20 protein-coding genes are annotated in these 18,085 nt (G+C 46.0%); 10 read left to right on the forward strand and 10 right to left on the reverse strand.

All coding sequences use genetic code 11. The annotated features are described in order from the left end of the window. Window positions 1-36: 36 nt before the first annotated feature. The 4 genes from glpK to lexA form a co-directional block, all read right to left on the reverse strand. Window positions 37-1,539, reverse strand: a complete 1,503-nt coding sequence (glpK, locus tag ADM98_RS07710; RefSeq protein WP_053452961.1) for a glycerol kinase GlpK — start codon at window positions 1,537-1,539, stop codon at window positions 37-39. A 43-nt stretch (window positions 1,540-1,582) separates the two neighbouring features. Beyond that, window positions 1,583-2,284 (reverse strand): MIP/aquaporin family protein, encoded by a 702-nt coding sequence (locus ADM98_RS07715; RefSeq protein ID WP_053452962.1) that lies wholly within the window; start codon window positions 2,282-2,284, stop codon window positions 1,583-1,585. A 187-nt stretch (window positions 2,285-2,471) separates the two neighbouring features. Beyond that, a complete protein-coding gene (locus ADM98_RS07720) occupies window positions 2,472-2,942 on the reverse strand; it encodes a metal-binding protein (RefSeq protein ID WP_053452963.1) in 471 nt (156 codons plus the stop codon). A gap of 31 nt (window positions 2,943-2,973) precedes the next feature. Continuing rightward, on the reverse strand, window positions 2,974-3,588 hold the full coding sequence (gene lexA / locus ADM98_RS07725; RefSeq protein WP_023467770.1) for a transcriptional repressor LexA: 615 nt from the start codon (window positions 3,586-3,588) through the stop codon (window positions 2,974-2,976). A gap of 211 nt (window positions 3,589-3,799) precedes the next feature. On the opposite strand from lexA, the gene yneA reads away from it, so the two are divergent. From yneA to ADM98_RS07760, 7 genes are all read left to right on the forward strand, one after another. After that, complete coding sequence (gene yneA / locus ADM98_RS07730; RefSeq protein ID WP_053452964.1) at window positions 3,800-4,087, forward strand: cell division suppressor protein YneA; 288 nt, start codon at window positions 3,800-3,802, stop codon at window positions 4,085-4,087. A 45-nt stretch (window positions 4,088-4,132) separates the two neighbouring features. Continuing rightward, window positions 4,133-4,786: a YneB family resolvase-like protein gene (locus tag ADM98_RS07735; RefSeq protein ID WP_053452965.1), complete on the forward strand. Its 654-nt coding sequence runs from the start codon at window positions 4,133-4,135 to the stop codon at window positions 4,784-4,786. 113 nt (window positions 4,787-4,899) lie between these two features. Beyond that, window positions 4,900-5,136 (forward strand): DUF896 domain-containing protein, encoded by a 237-nt coding sequence (locus ADM98_RS07740; RefSeq protein WP_053452966.1) that lies wholly within the window; start codon window positions 4,900-4,902, stop codon window positions 5,134-5,136. 271 nt (window positions 5,137-5,407) lie between these two features. After that, window positions 5,408-7,378: a transketolase gene (tkt, locus tag ADM98_RS07745; protein WP_235504849.1), complete on the forward strand. Its 1,971-nt coding sequence runs from the start codon at window positions 5,408-5,410 to the stop codon at window positions 7,376-7,378. A 123-nt stretch (window positions 7,379-7,501) separates the two neighbouring features. Further along, a complete protein-coding gene (locus ADM98_RS07750; RefSeq protein WP_012370001.1) occupies window positions 7,502-7,732 on the forward strand; it encodes a YneF family protein in 231 nt (76 codons plus the stop codon). A 119-nt stretch (window positions 7,733-7,851) separates the two neighbouring features. Further along, window positions 7,852-9,609, forward strand: a complete 1,758-nt coding sequence (locus tag ADM98_RS07755) for an ABC transporter transmembrane domain-containing protein (protein WP_053452968.1) — start codon at window positions 7,852-7,854, stop codon at window positions 9,607-9,609. After that, the gene (locus tag ADM98_RS07760; RefSeq protein ID WP_053452969.1) at window positions 9,599-11,362 is read left to right on the forward strand and encodes an ABC transporter ATP-binding protein; all 1,764 of its coding nucleotides are present in this window, start codon (window positions 9,599-9,601) and stop codon (window positions 11,360-11,362) included. Before ADM98_RS07755 ends, ADM98_RS07760 begins: the two co-directional genes overlap by 11 nt. 60 nt (window positions 11,363-11,422) lie before the next feature. Here ADM98_RS07760 and ADM98_RS07765 read toward each other — a convergent pair whose 3' ends face one another. The 3 genes from ADM98_RS07765 to ADM98_RS07775 form a co-directional block, all read right to left on the reverse strand. After that, complete coding sequence (locus ADM98_RS07765; RefSeq protein WP_053452970.1) at window positions 11,423-12,301, reverse strand: SH3 domain-containing protein; 879 nt, start codon at window positions 12,299-12,301, stop codon at window positions 11,423-11,425. Between the two features lie 305 nt (window positions 12,302-12,606). Beyond that, window positions 12,607-13,026 (reverse strand): hypothetical protein, encoded by a 420-nt coding sequence (locus ADM98_RS07770; protein ID WP_053452971.1) that lies wholly within the window; start codon window positions 13,024-13,026, stop codon window positions 12,607-12,609. Window positions 13,027-13,109: 83 nt separating this feature from the next. Next, a complete protein-coding gene (locus ADM98_RS07775; RefSeq protein ID WP_053452972.1) occupies window positions 13,110-13,304 on the reverse strand; it encodes an aspartyl-phosphate phosphatase Spo0E family protein in 195 nt (64 codons plus the stop codon). Window positions 13,305-13,525: 221 nt separating this feature from the next. Here ADM98_RS07775 and ADM98_RS07780 point away from each other — a divergent pair, with 221 nt between their 5' ends. Further along, the gene (locus ADM98_RS07780) at window positions 13,526-14,224 is read left to right on the forward strand and encodes a cytochrome c biogenesis CcdA family protein (protein ID WP_053452973.1); all 699 of its coding nucleotides are present in this window, start codon (window positions 13,526-13,528) and stop codon (window positions 14,222-14,224) included. A 16-nt stretch (window positions 14,225-14,240) separates the two neighbouring features. Next, a complete protein-coding gene (locus tag ADM98_RS07785) occupies window positions 14,241-14,720 on the forward strand; it encodes a CcdC family protein (protein ID WP_053452974.1) in 480 nt (159 codons plus the stop codon). A gap of 43 nt (window positions 14,721-14,763) precedes the next feature. Here ADM98_RS07785 and ADM98_RS07790 read toward each other — a convergent pair whose 3' ends face one another. Then, complete coding sequence (locus ADM98_RS07790) at window positions 14,764-15,189, reverse strand: DUF2621 family protein (protein ID WP_053452975.1); 426 nt, start codon at window positions 15,187-15,189, stop codon at window positions 14,764-14,766. Between the two features lie 91 nt (window positions 15,190-15,280). Between ADM98_RS07790 and ADM98_RS07795 the strand changes: the two genes are divergently transcribed. Beyond that, window positions 15,281-15,604 carry a hypothetical protein gene (locus tag ADM98_RS07795; RefSeq protein ID WP_050678333.1) on the forward strand — a complete coding sequence of 108 codons (324 nt, stop codon included), beginning with the start codon at window positions 15,281-15,283 and terminating at the stop codon, window positions 15,602-15,604. Window positions 15,605-15,647: 43 nt separating this feature from the next. Here the strand turns inward: ADM98_RS07795 and ADM98_RS07800 are convergent, their stop codons facing one another. Beyond that, window positions 15,648-16,952: an LD-carboxypeptidase gene (locus tag ADM98_RS07800; RefSeq protein WP_053452976.1), complete on the reverse strand. Its 1,305-nt coding sequence runs from the start codon at window positions 16,950-16,952 to the stop codon at window positions 15,648-15,650. A gap of 26 nt (window positions 16,953-16,978) precedes the next feature. Continuing rightward, complete coding sequence (locus ADM98_RS07805) at window positions 16,979-17,992, reverse strand: hypothetical protein (protein WP_053452977.1); 1,014 nt, start codon at window positions 17,990-17,992, stop codon at window positions 16,979-16,981. Window positions 17,993-18,085 lie beyond the last annotated feature (93 nt).

The following is an 18,085-nucleotide window of genomic DNA, read 5'->3' on the forward strand; positions in this document are numbered from 1 at the left end:
CCCGGTCCCTCTGCAAAAGGGACCGGGTTAATTGTTTTATTTCGATGGTTTGAAGACCATTGTCGCTTCAACTGCTTTTTGCCATCCAGCATAGCGTTGTTCACGATCGTCTTCTTTCATCTCTGGTTTGAACTGGTGATCGAGCTTCCATTGTTGCTTGATTTCCGCTTTATCTTTCCAGTAACCAACGGCTAATCCAGCAAGATATGCTGCACCGAGTGCTGTCGTTTCGTTGATTTGCGGACGATCGACAGGAACGCCGAGGATGTCCGATTGGAACTGCATCAAGAAGTTATTCGCTACAGCACCACCGTCGACACGAAGTGTCTTCAGTTCGATACCAGAATCTTGTTCCATTGCTGTCAAGACGTCGCGTGTTTGGTATGCAAGTGACTCAAGCGTTGCGCGAACGAAATGTTCTTTATCCGTTCCGCGTGTTAAGCCGAAGATCGCACCACGAACATCTGAATCCCAGTATGGTGCGCCAAGACCAACGAAGGCAGGAACGACGTAAACGCCATCTGTTGAGTCGACTTTCGCTGCGTAACCTTCTGAGTCTTTCGCATGTTTTAGCATGCGTAGACCGTCACGGAGCCACTGGATTGCAGAACCAGCGACGAAGATCGAACCTTCAAGCGCATATTCAACTTTCCCATCAACACCCCAAGCGATTGTTGTCAAAAGGCCATGATCAGAAGAAACGGCTTTTTCACCCGTGTTCATGAGCATGAAGCAACCTGTTCCGTATGTGTTTTTTCCTTCACCGGCTTCGAAGCACGTTTGACCGAAGAGTGCTGCTTGTTGGTCACCAGCAATACCAGCAATCGGCACTTCGTAACCGAAGAAGTGATACGGTACCGTTTTGTCATAAACTTCACTCGACTGACGAACTTCTGGCAACATTGAAGCCGGAACACCGAGAATATCGAGTAACTCTTCATCCCATTTTTGTTCGTAGATGTTGTACATCAACGTCCGTGAAGCATTCGTATAGTCTGTAATGTGTGTTTTTCCACCAGACAGTTTCCATACGAGCCACGTATCAATCGTACCGAAGAGTAATTCACCATTTTCTGCTTGCTCACGTGCACCTTCGACATTGTCAAGGATCCATTTAACTTTTGTGCCGGAGAAGTAGGCATCAATCAGGAGTCCTGTTTTATCACGGAACTTCTGGTTCAAACCTTGTTCTTTTAAGTCGTCACAAATACCAGACGTTTGACGCGATTGCCAAACGAGTGCGTGATAGACTGGTTTGCCTGTTTCTTTATTCCAGACAACTGTCGTTTCACGTTGGTTCGTGATTCCGATTCCGGCGATTTGCTCAGGTTTGATATCTGCAGTTCCGAGTGCTTCTGCCATGACAGCAAGAATCGACCCCCAGATTTCGTTGGCATCATGCTCGACCCAACCTGGTTGCGGGAAGTATTGTTTGAATTCCCGTTGTGCCGAGTTGACGATTTTCCCATCGTGGTCGAAGATGATCGCACGTGAGCTTGTCGTACCTTGGTCGAGTGCTAGGATATACTTGTTTTCCATTTCGAAATCCCCCTTGAGCATTATGTGTTAGTGGAATGTGGTCTTAGTAAATCAATTGATAAATGAGCACGGCAATTGCTCCACCGATGATTGGACCAACAACTGGAATCCATGAGTATCCCCAGTCAGAAGAACCTTTGTTTGGAATCGGTAGGATGGCGTGTGCGATACGCGGTCCAAGGTCACGGGCCGGGTTGATAGCGTATCCTGTTGTACCACCGAGTGATAGACCGATAACGACGACGAGTAAACCAACGATGAGTGGTTTTAATCCGTCACCGAATGTTGTTAAACCGAGTGCCAAGATACCGAAGACAAGAACGAATGTCCCGATGATCTCAGAAATCAAGTTCGATGGCGTATGACGAATCGCTGGGCCTGTTGCAAACACACCGAGTTTTGCAGCTTGATCATCAGTCGCTTCAAAATGTTTCATGTAATGAAGCCAAACGAGAATGGCGCCGATGAAAGCTCCGACAAGTTGTCCAGCAATGTAGATCGGAACGTCTGCCCACGGTAAATCAGAGTTCAAAGCAAGTGCAATTGTTAATGCGGGGTTCAAGTGTGCTCCGCTCTCAGCAGCAACGAATGCTGCTGTCATGACGGCAAGACCCCAAGCGAACGTGATGACGATCCACCCACTGTTTTCCGATTTCGTCTTTTTCAAGACGACACCGGCGACGACACCATCCCCGAGTAGGATGAGGATCATCGTACCGATCATTTCTAGTACAAAGTTATTCATGCAAAAACCCTCCCTTTGGATTAAAGCAGATAATGGCCTTTCTACTTTAAATTACTCCGAATTGAGAACGTTTTCAATACAAATAATTGAAATATAGGAATGGAAATTTTTTATTTTGATGTTTAAAGATACGGTAAAATGGATAAGAAAACACCTCTTCCTACCTGTAAACAGGTAATAAGAGGTGTTAACGGCGACGCTTCTTTCTTTTTTTAGGTCGAAACCAGCTACTGGAATAATCTAGTAGGATATGAATCGTACTCGCTACCATGATGCCGATGATAAAAGCAGGCAGAGAAGCGAACCATGAATCAATCGTTGCCGAATCAAGAATTTGAAAATACAGACTTAGAAATAGTAGTGGAATCAAAATAGCAGCACTATATAGAAGTCGGATGATATCTCCGATGATCAGTCCATGTGACCAAATCGAGCGATGGGGCATGATTTTCACATAAGGCATCCATAGGACTCGAAACGGTCCAAAGCGATAATACGGTTCTGATTTTAAATCAAGGTCGGGCGACAGCCAAAGTGTACCGACAGCGATACCAATGGCGGTCGGTAACCAATCGGTTTGTTGCGTTGCGACCGAATACGCAACGTAACCCGTCAGCGCGATGGTATTGACGGTATCATGTACATTTCCTGAAGGCATGAAAAAAGACCAGTCGTAACTGGTCCCTCCGTCAATGAATCGTCCGATACACGCCGATTACCTTACCAAGAATGGAGACATTATCGAAATACATCGGATCCATCGAGTCATTTTCTGGTTGTAGACGTACCTGTTGATCTTCTAAGAAGAACCGTTTCACCGTCGCTTCGCTATCTTCGGTCATAGCTACGACGATTTCTCCGTTTTCTGCTGTGTTTTGTTGGCGCACGATGACACGATCGCCGTCAAGAATACCTGCATTAATCATCGATTCACCATCGATCGTTAACATGAAGACTGTCTCGTTACCTACATAATGTGCAGGGAGCGGGAATTGTTCTTCGATATTTTCAATCGCTGTAATCGGAAGACCAGCTGTGACTTTCCCAATGACGGGAACATGGACGATGGCTTCCGTGATTTCTTCAGGCTTATCAAGCAATATCTCAATCGCACGTGGTTTCGTCGGGTCACGGCGAATCATTCCCCGTTTCTCGAGTCGATCCAAATGACCGTGTACCGTCGAGCTAGACGCGAGTCCGACTGCTTCTCCGATTTCACGAACTGATGGTGGATACCCCTTCAGTTTCACTTCAGAGACGATGTAGTCGAGAATCTCTTGTTGGCGCTTAGACATTTTCCGCATACGAATTGCCACCTCTTTCTGGATTGAAGTTTGAAATGTAAGAATATATGTTTCTAGATTCACTATAACATAGAACAAATGAGCGTACAAACAATTGTTCGACATTTTGTGTTGACCGAACACGGGTTCTGTGTTTATTATGAGTTATGCGAACAATTGTTCCGCGAACATTTATTCTAACTCATTCATTTCATATTTGGAGGGATTCATGATGATTCATACGATTCGTACTCATGCTTTTTCTATTCTCTTCTATGCTTTAAGTGTTGCTTTCGTGATTTTTTTACTCATACCACGTCCGGATGAAAAGGTCGCGCAACTGATGACAGCGTCCGTAACGGTCGATGAGAACGCTACGGTCGAACAAATTGCTGAAGTCTATAACGACGGTTCAATGTCAGACGAAGAATATGTCAACTGGTTGATCAAAAATAATGATGTCGAGACAAAACATGTCATCTCAAAAAGCAAAATCGTTGTACCAATCGCACAACAATGACAGAATGGAAAAGTTGTGAAAGAACGAACAGGGATGTGAGGTACGATGAAGGTCGTGATTTATTGTCGGGTGTCGACTGAAAAAGAAGCACAAGATAGTTCGATTGAACGTCAACGGATGGAACTTTCGAAGGTGGCATCTCAAAAAGGATTTGATGTCGTAGATGTCGTCTCTGAAAAAGAGAGTGGATACGATGTTGATCGTGAAGGGATGCTAACTGTTCTTGATCATGTGACACGTGATGCGATAGATGCGGTTCTCGTGACGGATGACACACGAATTGGGCGAGGGAATGCGAAAATTGCTATTTTGCATACATTTAAAAAGCATGGTGTTCGACTGATGACGCTTGATTCCGATGGCGAATATCAGCTTGCTGATGCAGAGGCGATGGTGCTTGAGATTGTCTCACTCGTTGAAGAATATCAACGCAAATTGCATAATGCAAAAATCGCTCGTGGCATGCGCCGAGCTGTGGAACAAGGGTTTCGACCAGAACGTAATCTCAATCGCCAAGGAGACAACGCTGGACGTAGTCGAAAAGACGTACCAATCGAAGAAATCGTTCGTCTTCGAGAACTTGGTTTGACGTTCTCTGATATTGCAATCACCTTAAGAGGTATGGGGCATGATATTTCAAAAGCCACCGTCAATCGTCGGTACCTCGAATACCGTGAACTGACACCTAGCTCGGAATGAGAAGCAAGTAACCCGTCGACTGACGCGGTTAACTTGCTTTTTTTTATGGGCTCTTTTAAAGTAAGGATACAATTGAACAACTCAATTTTGAGTCGTACAGAAAGAGGGATTCCATGTTATCACAAGAACAATTAGATCGAATCAACGCTTTAGCGAATAAATCAAAAGTCGAGCCATTAACAGAAGCGGAAACGGCAGAGCAAAAAGAACTACGTGCGGCCTATCTCGCAGCGTTCCGTGGATCGTTTAAAAATCAACTCATGGGCATGAAGATCGTCGACGAAGAGGGTACAGACGTTACACCAGAGAAGTTGAAACAAGCACAAGAAGAAGAACGAAACAAGCAATAATCGTTTGTTTCTTCTATAAAAGAGAGGTCTCGCGCAAGCGGACCCTCTTTTTTTATGGAGTATTTGGATTAGGAAACATTGTACGATAGCAATACATCTTAATAGGGAGCTTTCATCGATTCAGACATCCTGTATGAGTCGATAGAACGGCTATAGATAGCGCATTCATTTTAATGTGACATACTATTTAGAAAAGTTGTATCACATTTGAGAGTATGCTAAAATAAGTAGGAATTTGTGAAAAAGAGAGAGGATGATTGTTTTGACGAACATGACGACAGTAGAACAATTAGCAATTAATACGATTCGTACCTTATCGATTGATGCCGTACAAAAGGCGAACTCGGGTCACCCAGGTATGCCAATGGGAGCAGCGCCGATGGCATTCTCACTTTGGGCGGATCATATGAACCACAACCCTAAAAATCCAGAATGGTTTAACCGCGACCGTTTTGTACTTTCAGCCGGACACGGTTCGATGCTTCTCTACTCACTCCTCCACCTATCGGGATATGATCTATCAATGGAAGATCTAAAATCATTCCGTCAATGGGGATCTAAAACGCCAGGTCACCCAGAATATCGCCACACGGCTGGTGTAGATGCGACGACTGGTCCACTTGGTCAAGGGATCGCGATGGCAGTTGGTATGGCAATGGCAGAGCGTCATCTTGAAGCAAAATATAACCGTGACGACCTTAACGTCGTTGATCACTTCACATACGGAATTTGTGGAGACGGGGACTTGATGGAAGGCGTTTCAGCTGAAGCCGCTTCACTTGCAGGTCACCTTGGTCTTGGGAAATTGGTCGTATTGTACGATTCAAACGATATCTCACTTGACGGAGATCTCGATAAATCATTCTCTGAAAACGTCCAGAAACGCTTCGAAGCGTACAACTGGCAAGTCATTCGCGTAGAAGACGGAACGGATATCGATTCGATTTCGAAAGCAATCGCGGCGGCACAAGCAGAGACGACAAAACCAACATTGATCGAAGTTAAGACAGTCATCGGCTTCGGTTCACCGAACAAATCAGGGAAGTCCGCTTCTCACGGTGCACCACTTGGTGAGGCAGAAATCAAGTTGACGAAAGCTAGCTACATTTGGGATCATGAAGAGTTCTACGTCCCTGAAGAAGTCAAATCATTGTTTGACGAGCGCATCGTTCAACGTGGTGCTTCTGCAGAAGACGCATGGAACGAGACGATGAAACAATACGAAGCAGCTCACCCAGAATTGCATGCTGAACTCGTTCGCGCGATCGCAAACGAATTGCCAAGCAACTGGGAAGCAGACCTTCCGACATACGACTTGTCGTCGAAAAAAGCAACGCGTCAAACGAGCGGTGAAGTCTTGAATGGCCTTGCGAAGAACGTTCCGACATTGTTCGGTGGTTCAGCTGACCTTGCGGGATCAAACAACACGATGCTCAAAGGCGAAGCAGACTTCGATATCGACCCAAGTGGTCGCAACATCTGGTTCGGTGTACGTGAATTCGCAATGGCAGCAGCTGTCAACGGTATGGCACTTCACGGTGGCGTCATTCCTTACGGTGCGACATTCTTCGTCTTCTCGGATTACCTTCGTCCAGCGGTCCGTCTCGCTGCATTAATGGGTCTTCCATCAATCTTCGTCTTGACGCATGACTCGATTGCTGTCGGTGAAGATGGTCCAACACACGAGCCAGTCGAACACTTGATGAGCTTCCGTGCAATGCCGAACGTCACGATCTACCGTCCAGCAGACGGAAAAGAGACAATCGCAGCATGGAAAACAGCGGTTCAAGCAAAAGACAAACCGACACTTCTCGTCTTGACTCGTCAGGGTCTTCCTGAACTTGAAGGTACGACGACAGAAGGCGCTGAAAAAGGTGGTTATGTCATCGCTGGTGACGTCACGAAAGCCGATACACTCTTACTCGGTACAGGTTCAGAAGTTCACCTTCTTGTCGAAGCGCAAAAAGAACTTGGTGAATCAGCAGCTGTCGTTTCTCTTCCATCATGGGAAGTATTCGAAGCACAATCAGCAGAGTACAAAGAATCGGTTCTTCCAAAACACATCACGAAACGTGTAGCGATCGAAGCAGGTGCTTCACTCGGTTGGTACAAATATGTAGGAACAGAAGGACAAGTTATCGGAATCGATCGTTTCGGCGCATCTGCTCCTGGAGACTTCCTCTTGAAAGAATACGGTATGTCTGTTGAGAACGTTTTAGCGACAGTCAAGCAACTCGGATAATCATTTCTGGAAAAACGGGTCCGTTCTTACGTCGGGCTCGTTTTTCATCTATTATCATCTATGCAAACAATTGGAATTATAGTATAGTAAAAAGCGACGTTTTAAGTTAGAGGAGGAAGCAACTTGGCTACATGGATTTGGATTTTAATTGCCCTTCTTTGCTTGGTAGCAGGTGTCGCCCTTGGTTTCTATATCGCTCGTCGATACATGATGAACTACTTGGAGCAAAACCCACCAATCAACGAAGATATGATTAAGACATTGATGATGCAAATGGGTCAAAAGCCATCACAAAAGAAAGTCAACCAAGTGATGCGTTCAATGAGTGGTTCAATGAAATCACCTAAAAAATAAGCTGTATGAAAGGGGACCAAATGGTCTCCTTTTTGTTTGCTATTTTTTAGAAAGAGAACTAATCTAAAATGTGAGACTATTTCAAATAATCATAGGATTTAAAAAGGGGGGAGACTTGAATGGGAGTCTTCAGGAAACTCGGTTGGTTTTTCCGACGAGAATGGAAAGCGTATAGTCTTGGGGTCATCTGTTTGATTTTTGTGGCAGGGTTAGAACTGATTCCACCGAAAGTCATCGGGACTACAGTCAATGGTCTGAGTGAAGGGAGCTTGACGAAGAATGATTTGATTCGTCTAGCAGGTACATTGTTGCTTATCGGAGTCGCGACGTATTTCATTCGTTATTTTTGGCGTTTTCATATCTTCGGTGCCTCGATTCGTCTCGGTCGATTGTTGCGCAGTCAACTGTATGGTCATTTTTCAGATTTAGATCAATCGTTCTATAAGAAATATCGTAGCGGAGATTTGATGGCACATGCAACGAACGATGTACAAGCCGTCTCGATGACAGCGGGTGCCGGTATTCTAACGCTCGTTGACTCAGTGACGATGGGGAGCTTCGTCATCATCACGATGGTCACGACAATCAGTTGGAAGTTGACGCTCGTGTCGCTTCTGCCGATGCCACTCATGGTCTATTTGACGTCACGCTACGGTAAGATGCTACATTCGCGTTTTCATGACGCGCAGGAAGCCTTCTCCGATTTAAATGATAAGGTCGCGGAAAGTATTAGTGGTGTCCGTGTTTTAAAAGCGACAGGCGAAGTTGAGTCTGACGTACAGACGTTCACCGATCTATCCGACGACGTTGTCCAAAAGAACCGTCGCGTGGCAAAAATTGATGCTCTGTTTGATCCGACGATCTTTGGGTTAGTCGGTCTATCGTACATCATCGCAGTCGGCTATGGTGCCTACTTATTGCAACAAGGTGAAATTCGGATTGGTGACATCGTCTCATTCACTACATATCTTGGTTTATTGACATGGCCGATGCTCGCTTTCGGTTGGTTGTTTAACATCGTCGAACGTGGTCGTGCTTCTTACGATCGGATCGAGCGGATGCTTGCGATCGAACCGGAAATTAAAGACGCGAAGGAAGCGGCGACGATTGTTTCGTCACCGGAACTTCATGTCGGGATTAAACGATTCATCTATGACACGCAACCGGTCCTACAAGACATCGATGTGACGTTGAAACCGGGTAAATCGCTTGGGATCGTCGGGAAGACGGGTGCTGGTAAATCGACATTCGTTCGTTTATTATCACGTGAATATGACGTCAAACAAGGAGCGATCATGATTGGTGGACGAGACATCAAACAATTGACACGAGATACCGTTCGTCGTCAAGTAGCGATTGTCCCGCAGGATCATTTCCTGTTCTCCGCTTCGATTGCGGATAATATTGCTTTTGCGAAACCCGACGCGTCAATGGAAGACATCATGGAAGCGGCGCGTATTGCAGCGGTTCATGACGATATTCTTGGCTTTAAGGAAGGATATGCGACGATGGTCGGCGAGCGTGGTGTCACGTTGTCTGGTGGTCAAAAGCAACGGATTTCGATTGCCCGGGCGTTACTAGCCGACTGCCCGATTTTAGTGCTCGATGATGCACTATCTGCGGTCGATGCTAAGACTGAGGAAGCGATTATCCATCACTTCCGGACGGCTGATCACGATCAAGCGCAAATCATCGTTGCTCATCGCCTGTCGGCTGTGTCGCATACCGATGAGATCATCGTCCTTGAAGACGGTCGAATCATCGAGCGAGGAACGCATGAGCAGTTACTCGCTCACGACGGTTGGTACAAAGAGACATACGACCGCCAGCAACTAGAATCACTCGTCGAACAAGGAGGGCGTTCTAATGAATCATGATATCAATGAAAAAGCCGTCCTGAAACGATTGCTCGATTTCGTCAAACCGTTCAAGAAGCAAGTCAGTATCGCCTTCGTTCTCCTGTTCATTACGACAGCAGCAAAACTCGGAGGACCGTATCTCGTTAAGATTTTCATTGATGAGTATGTCGCACCAGGAACCTATCCAGTTCAAGAAGTCGCACTTCTGTTTACGGCATATTTGTTATTGCATACGACAGGGATCATCGTCGATTATTTACAGGCATTTGAGTTCCAAAAGATTGCTTTGCAAGTCATTCAACGTTTACGGATCGATGTGTTCCGGCACGTCATGCATTTACGGCTCGCTTATTTCGACCGGACGCCTGCCGGAGTGCTCGTTTCCCGGATCACGAACGATACGGAAGCGATTAAGGAACTCTATATCGGTGTCCTGTCGACATTCGTTCAAAGTGGTGTCCAGTTGATTGGGACGTATATCTTCCTCTATCTCCTAGAACCACGACTCGCAACGCTTGCGCTGTTGTTGTTACCGCTGTTTTATTTCATTATCTGGATCTACCGAAAGTACTCGACGAAATATTACGCGGAAGTTCGCGATCTACTGTCGAAAATCAATGCGCAACTGAACGAATCGATCAATGGGATGGCGATCATTCAACAATTCCGCCAAGAAAAGCGCTTGATGGCAGAATTCGAAGAAACGAATGTCGCTCACCAGAACGGTCGCTATAAGAACCTGAAGCTCGATAGCTGGTTACTACGACCAATCATTGAATTGTTACTAGCGATTTCGATTGCGACACTTGTGACGTATTTCGGTGTCTTATCGTTCTCACAAACAGTTCAAGTCGGTGTCGTCTATGCCTTCATCAGTTACATGGAGCGGATCTTCCAACCGGTTCAGCAAATCATGCAACGGTTATCCGAGTTCCAACAAGCTGTCGTCTCAGCGGACCGCGTGTTCAAGGTGCTTGATACGGATGAGCCAGAACCGACGAAACAACTCGAAGGAGATGCACGTGTATCAGAAGGACATATCGTCTTTGAAGACGTTCGCTTTAGTTATGACGGTGAGAAGGATGTCTTGAAAGGCATTTCGTTCGAGGCGAAAAAAGGACAGACGATTGCCCTTGTCGGTCATACCGGAAGTGGAAAGAGTTCAATCATCAATATCTTGATGCGCTTTTACGCTTATCAATCAGGTCGGATTTTGATTGATGGTCAACCGCTCGAGCAGTTATCGGAAGAAGAGCTACGACAACACGTTGGACTCGTTTTACAAGATTCATTCTTGTTCACGGGAACAGTCGCTGACAATATTCGATTATTCGATAGCTCGATCTCTTTTGATCGTGTCGAAGCGGCAGCAAAATTCGTCCAAGCCGACGGATTCATCAATCAACTCGATCATCAATATGACAGTCCCGTTGCTGAACGGGGTGCGACATTCTCCGCTGGAGAACGTCAGTTGATTTCCTTCGCACGCACGATGGCGCGAGACCCGAAAATCCTGATTCTCGATGAAGCGACCAGTTCGATTGATACGGAGACAGAGGAAAAAGTGCAAGTCGCACTTGAACGGATGCGTCAAGGACGGACAACGATTGCCATAGCGCACCGTCTATCGACGATTCAAGATGCTGATTTGATTCTTGTATTGCATCAAGGAGAAGTCATTGAACAAGGAAATCACCAGGAATTGATTGCGCAAGATGGACTGTATAAGAAGATGTATCAGCTACAATCCGGTCATGTTACCGTTTCCTAAAAGAATTAGACATAAAAAAAGCCTGCCAGGCGATCTCGCCCGGCAGGTTGTTTGTTTTGATTAGTAGACTGTAACTGTGACGTTTTGGCGACCCCAGTTGAGTGCTTCTTGTTGTGAACCAACGAGAAGATCAAGGCGGTTACCTTGGATTGCGCCACCACGGTCGAGTACGATTGCTTCACCAATGCCTTCGATGTGCATCCGTGTACCAATCGGGTATTGTGAAGAAGCTGCTACGATACGCATACCATTGTACGTGATCGTATTCGTGACATCATAACCGCTTGCTGTCAACGCGCGACCATTGTAGAGTTGGCTACCATTGTTAGATGGGTCGTTCGTGTAAGCACTGACGTTCATCGTCACTTTTGTACCTGATTTTGCAGGTGTTGATTGTTTTGTTGCAGTTGCTGGTTGAGCTGCTGCTTTTGGTGCTGGTTTTGCAGCCGGTTTAGCCGCTGGTGCTTTCGCTACGCTACCGAGTGTTGTATATGCACTGTGTACATAGCGTGTTTTACCGTCGATTGTTGTTTTGATCCATGCACCGACTTTACCTTCTACGTTGACTTTTTCGCCTTTGTAGAGATTACCGACATCTTTCGAGCTTGTCGTTGGTTGTGTGCGGACGTTTAGTACTGCCGTAGTAACTGTAGCTTTTTTAAAGTCGAATGAGCCTGCTGCAGACGTATACGCGCCATGGACATAACGTTTTTGACCGTTAATGTGAGTTTGGATCCATGCGCCAGAACGTCCTTCGACATTTAATGTTTGACCTTTATATACATTGCCTACGTCTGCTGATGCAGTTGTAGGTGCTGTGCGTACGTTGAGTACTGCTGTATTTACTGTTACCGTTTCTGAGGCAGCCTCTGTCTCTTGGGCAAATCCTACTGATAGAGCTGTTGCTGCAAGACCGGCAGCGAAAACTGCTTTTTTCATTATTGATGTCCTCCTGACATATGCTGTGTTTACTGTTCCTACTTTACACGGCAAATCTGACTTGTGCGTTTACAGGTCAATGTCATTCGAGTTACAAACCGAGCTTGTGTGACAACGAGATTGCAAAAGGACGGTTTTTGTCATCGATAGGACATACTGATTATGAAAAACGGACGTTTATAGGTCTTTTGACTTAATAAAACTGAAAAATTCGCACAATTCAACAGAAAAAAGACTTGAATATAGAAACTATGTAATCCTTCTATCGTCTTAATGATGAAAAAGTGAAACGGATGATGTATAGATCAATAGTTAACGATTGTCGTCACGCCGAACGCTGTCACGTAAGAACGGTGATACAATTCCTGCATCCAATCGTTAGCGGAAAGTTGGAACATACCATGAATCGTTTGGTAGGTTCGCTGTCGAATATTGATTTTAATCGGTTCTACTAGCGGAACAGACGGTAGATGGTCATGCATACTGTCATTTTGATTTTCGATGTATAAGAGCTCGAAAACATCTCCTTCTTCCATATAACGCTGTAGATAAATCATAAACTCCCATTGGTCAGCACCTTCGATCGTATACAAGTAAGGCATCGTGAATCGGTCTCGCTTTAATGGGACATATTCAAGTGGTTCGATTTCATGTACGAATAACTGTGGTAGGTCATCAGGTATATAGAAGGGACGAGAACTAGCTAAGAACGTCAGAGCAGACATATGGAACCTCCATTAGAATTAAGAAGTAATGTAAAACATCAAAAAGGTCAGCACTCGTATTCGAATGCTGACCGGATAGGTGATCATGATAAGAGCGGTTCATTCGAACCGTGAAGCGTATAGTTTTGAACCATACGTGAATATTCTAAAAGTAAGACGTCGAGTTCATGACTAAGTTGTAAAACACGCGGGGAGGTGAAGCTGGACTGGTCAGCTTGATGATATAGTTCGCTACGTTTGGCTTCGATGGCTAACGTCAATAGTTGTTGTGTCGTCATAGCAGTCTCCCTTACATTGGTGTCGTATCCATATTCTAGCAAGTCCATTTACTAGGTGCAACGAGATTTCAGTAAAATCGATGAAATGTAATTTTTTTGTAATTTTGGCGGACACGAATCTTTTGCAACTTTCTGTGAGATAATAGGTGCTAAATGCAGAGGAGTTTGGCAAAATAGAGAAGGAACTTCTTCTATAGTAGTAAAGAAAGGGGATGCTCATGATGGAGCTCTCATTATGGTTAGCGTTCGGAGCCGGTTTATTATCATTCGTCTCTCCGTGTACGCTACCGTTGTACCCTGTGTTTCTCTCGTATATCACAGGCGTGTCGGTAACGGATTTAAAAGAACGGGGCGTACGGGAAAAACGATCCTTGTTTCATACGTTAGCCTTCCTTGTTGGTTTTGCGATGGTCTTTGCGGTCCTTGGACTCTCGACGTCCTTGTTCGCGGATGTCTTCATCACCTATCGAGATACATTACGAATGGTTGGGGCACTCGTCATCTTCGTGTTTGGTGTCGTTCTCGTCGGGTTATGGCAACCGACATTCTTAATGCGTGAAAAGAAACTGAACCTCGGGGAACGAAAAGGGGGATACGTCGGAACTGTCCTAGTCGGTATCGGTTTTGCGGCCGGTTGGACACCGTGTACGGGTCCGATTCTCGCAGGAGTCATTGGATTAGCTGCGACCAATCCGAGTCAAGGTATGTTCTATATGCTGGCTTACGTACTTGGGTTTTCGATTCCTTTCTTATTAATGGCGTTTTTCGTTGGTCGTTCACGTTTGTTCGTGCAGTATAGTCTGAAATTAACGAAATTCGGGGGAGCCTTGATGATGGTGTTCGGAGTCATGCTGTATTTTGATGGCTTGAGTAAATTCGCAGCATGGATGAGTGACATCGTCGGATTCACTGGATTTTAATCAAGGAAGTGATCGGATGATTTGGATATCAACTGGGGTAGCGCTCGTCATGGGATTGCTGATTAGCTTCATTCGTGTGAAGGCGTCAGCAAAGCCAACGAACGCTAAAAAAATCTTGATCCCGCCCTTTGCGATGTCGACGGGGATGCTACAGTTTTTGTATCCGGCCTCCCGCCTGACATGGACGGAAGTAGCAGAAGCTTTGCTTGTTGGAGCAATCTTCAGCATCTTCTTGATCAAGACATCCAATTTTTATGAAGCAGAAGGACAGATTTACCTGCAACGCTCGAAAGCATTTTTCATCGTTTTATTCGGTATCTTATTCGTACGAACCGTTGCGAAATTTTTTATCGGAGGTCAAATCGATATTTTCGAAACGGGTGGAATCTTTTATCTCGTTGCCTTCGGTATGATCGCTCCGTGGCGCTTCGCGATGTATATGAAATACAAACGGGTGAAATCGGGCACCGTGCCTGTAGCGCATTTACCTCAATAAAAAAACCGCTGAAGGTGACTTCGGCGGTTTTTTCGTGCATTCTTCAATTTTGGAAATATAATGCGTAGTCTCGCCAGTCGATGGCGTGCTCCGTCAGTGCTTTTTTCAAGAATTTATGATCGCGTTTCGGCGTAGCGGAAATGTACCCTTTGACGACCAGTTCAGATGTCATCTGCGTCGCTTGTTCCTCGAGTGCAAATTGCCCGATCCGTCCGGCAATCTTACGACGTGCGACATCTCGAAACGCCGATGGTACTGGCATGACGAGGGCGTTTAATAATTCCATCGTCTCATCTGTCCAAAGATGTCGTGTCTGGTCGATGTATTCATCTTCCCAGTCCATCATCGATTTACCGTCTTCTTTCGGTAACTTCTTGAGGAACTTCCGGAACATGAAAAACCCGCCAATCGCCATGAGTGTAATCATGATAAAGCCCCAGAGCAGAATCCCGTTCATGAACCATTCCATGCGCGACTCATCCCCCTTTCACATCAAATATAGATTAGCATAAATCAAGTGTACGTGCTATGATGAATGACGGAGAAAGTGAGGCGAAAAAATGCTGCAACCATACGTACAATTGGACGAGACCGGACAGCCCCGTAAAGGTATCTTACCTGAAACAGCGGACGGTCGGATCGTTGAATTCTATTATGATACGAAGGGTGAGGAAATCACGGTTATCTTCGTCACAGTTCCGGCAGAAGATGCAAGCCGGAAGCGTGCGTTTACGGTCGGGAAGACGTTCAAGACGGTCTCGACACTTGAAGACTTCACGCTACTTCATTATGAATGGGCAAACGACCAGATTTTCGCGACACTCGAGATGTTCGCGGATGGGTCGAAACGTCAAATCGACGCTTCGAGATTGCTCGACTATTAAAGAAGAAGGAGATGCGGATTGCCGCGTCTCCTTCTTTTGATGTTCAGGAAATATGAAGTCGAATGACCTCGTCATGCAGTTCAACCTGTCCACCGATCGGGAACGTAAACAGGGGACTCGTATGTCCAAAATCAACATTCGCAAGGACTGGAACCTGCTCTAGGAATGGATAGAGCGAGATCAGATAACGCAAATGCTCTTCCGTCATCTTCGTTGCGAGTTGGAACCGTCCGAAGACGATACCACGAATTGTTTCGGCACCTGGTTGCGCCATCAACGAGGCGAAATCACGGGCAAACGTCGCTGGGTGGACTTCGTAATCGTCTTCAAGGAACAGGATTGCATCCCGTAAATCGGGGAAATGGGGCGTGCCTTGAAGTAGATTCAATGTACAAAGGTTTCCGCCAAGTAGACGCCCACTTGCTTGTCCTGCTGATAAGAGAATCGGTCCTTTGTTCGGTAATGTAATGACGTGTCCGCGATCTGTATCACGCCAATGAATCGACGGCTTGATCGTAACGGGGTCCATTCCGAACAAGACTTGTTTGAAGTAATCGATCGTATAGGCATCACGATCACGGAAAGCGCGTAACATGGGACCAGAGTATGTCACTAATCCGGTATTCGTCAGAATGGCATGACTGAGTGCTGTGATATCGGAGAAACCACACAGAACCTTCGGATGCGTCCGAATCAGTTCGTAATCGAGTAAGTCGACGAGTTCATTCGTACTGAATCCACCACGAACGCATAGGATTGCATCAACGTTCGGATCAGCGAACGCAGCATGAAGGTCGGCAACCCGTAACTCTGGATCACTTGAACCGAATGGATTGGTAGCACGCGCATGTTGGCTAATCGAGACACGTAAGCCGAACGATTCGAGCGTCTGGATTGCCACGTCAATGATCTTCATCTCAACCGTCGAAAGGCTCGAAGCAGGTGCGACTAGTCGTACATGAGAGCCGTCCGTCAGCTTTTTTGGCGTTAACGGTGGCAAGTGAGCAGCGATGATTTCAATACGGTTACCGAATGGATCGGCTGTGAAGAATCGACGACGTGGCGCAAGGCGGGCGTCGTGTTCGACTGGATATCCGGCTGTTTGGAGCCGATCACTTAACGCTTCAAACGCAGCGACGGTTAATCCGGGATGTGCTTTTTTAGCAGGAGAGAACGGATCCTCGATACCAAGGTGAATCGCTGCACCGTGATCTTCGAACCATACACCCCCACTCGCTTGAACGCCAGCAGGCTTTTCGACTTCCTTCATATGTAAAAGCCCGGCATAAAATGCACGGGCGCGATCTTCTTCGTTTTTCGGCATAACGAGCTGGACATGATCTAACATGAAGACACTTCCTTTACGAATTAGATTCAAGCAACGAATTGCGTGATGCGTTTCAGTTCCCGTTCGACAAGGTTCAAGTAGAAGACACCTTCAATTCGACGATCGAGTGACTGCGCAATCTCGTATAAGTTCGTTCGAAGCGCTGCAAGATAAGACGCTTCCTCACCAAGAGATTGGCGATGGGCGAACGCATAGTGAGCGAGTAGGAACTGGAGATACCCACGGTCAGTCAAGAATGGAATCAACTGTTTTTTCTCTTCCATCGACCACGTATAGTTCGTGTCGTAATACATCTTCGCATACAAGTGATACGGTTCGTCTCCACCCGTAAAGAGGGTTTCGCCACGTTTGACTTCTTCGATCAAGCGTTCACTCCAGTCAAAGCGTTCTTTTTTTCGACTGAGAAACAGTGGGAGGATATAAGGATGTGCCTGATCCGGCATCCGTGAACAACCGCGTTCATGTCGAAGTGCCGCGTACAGCAACAAAGCACGATCTTCGAACCCGCGCTCAATTGCATACGTCATCCGACTGAAGGCTTCGCAAGATGGGCAATCACTCAGTTCGTCACTTGGAGCGTCGACCCATTCTGATAGGTAATGATCCGCCTGTTCTTCGTCACCGAGTTTGCTATAGACCATGAAGCTGATATAGTCGCGTGTCCGGATAAAACCGTGTGCGTCACAAAAATCGATGAAACGATCGAGATCTTCTTCGAGGAGCGAAACCGTCACATCTTCTTGTTCTGCCATATAGATTAAATAAGACTTGTAATTCCAGTACAAATCAAGTTCTTGTTTTGGAGTCAGTGTCATCTCGTCTTTTCGAATGCATTCCATCAAAAGCGTAAAGGACACGAGAAACGACCGAAAGTGCCCTAAGTCAAATTGGTTTTGTGAAAACGTCCATAAGGAGAGGAAGCGGAGTGAATCATCAGCTGTTTCCTCAAAGATGGCCCATAAGGCCTCACCGCGTGCAACGGAGGGTTCTTCTTCTTTCAGGCGAAGATATAAGAGATGGAGTTCTTCTTGAGGGTTCATCTGTACCCCTCCTTTCTTATATAAGTATACCACGAGCGTTTCGAGAAATCGCAATTGAGCGAGGGGGAGATATAAAAAAGATTCCGAGCCCGC

The sequence above is a fragment of the Exiguobacterium sp. BMC-KP genome (genome assembly GCF_001275385.1).
Classification (GTDB): Bacteria; Bacillota; Bacilli; order Exiguobacteriales; family Exiguobacteriaceae; genus Exiguobacterium_A.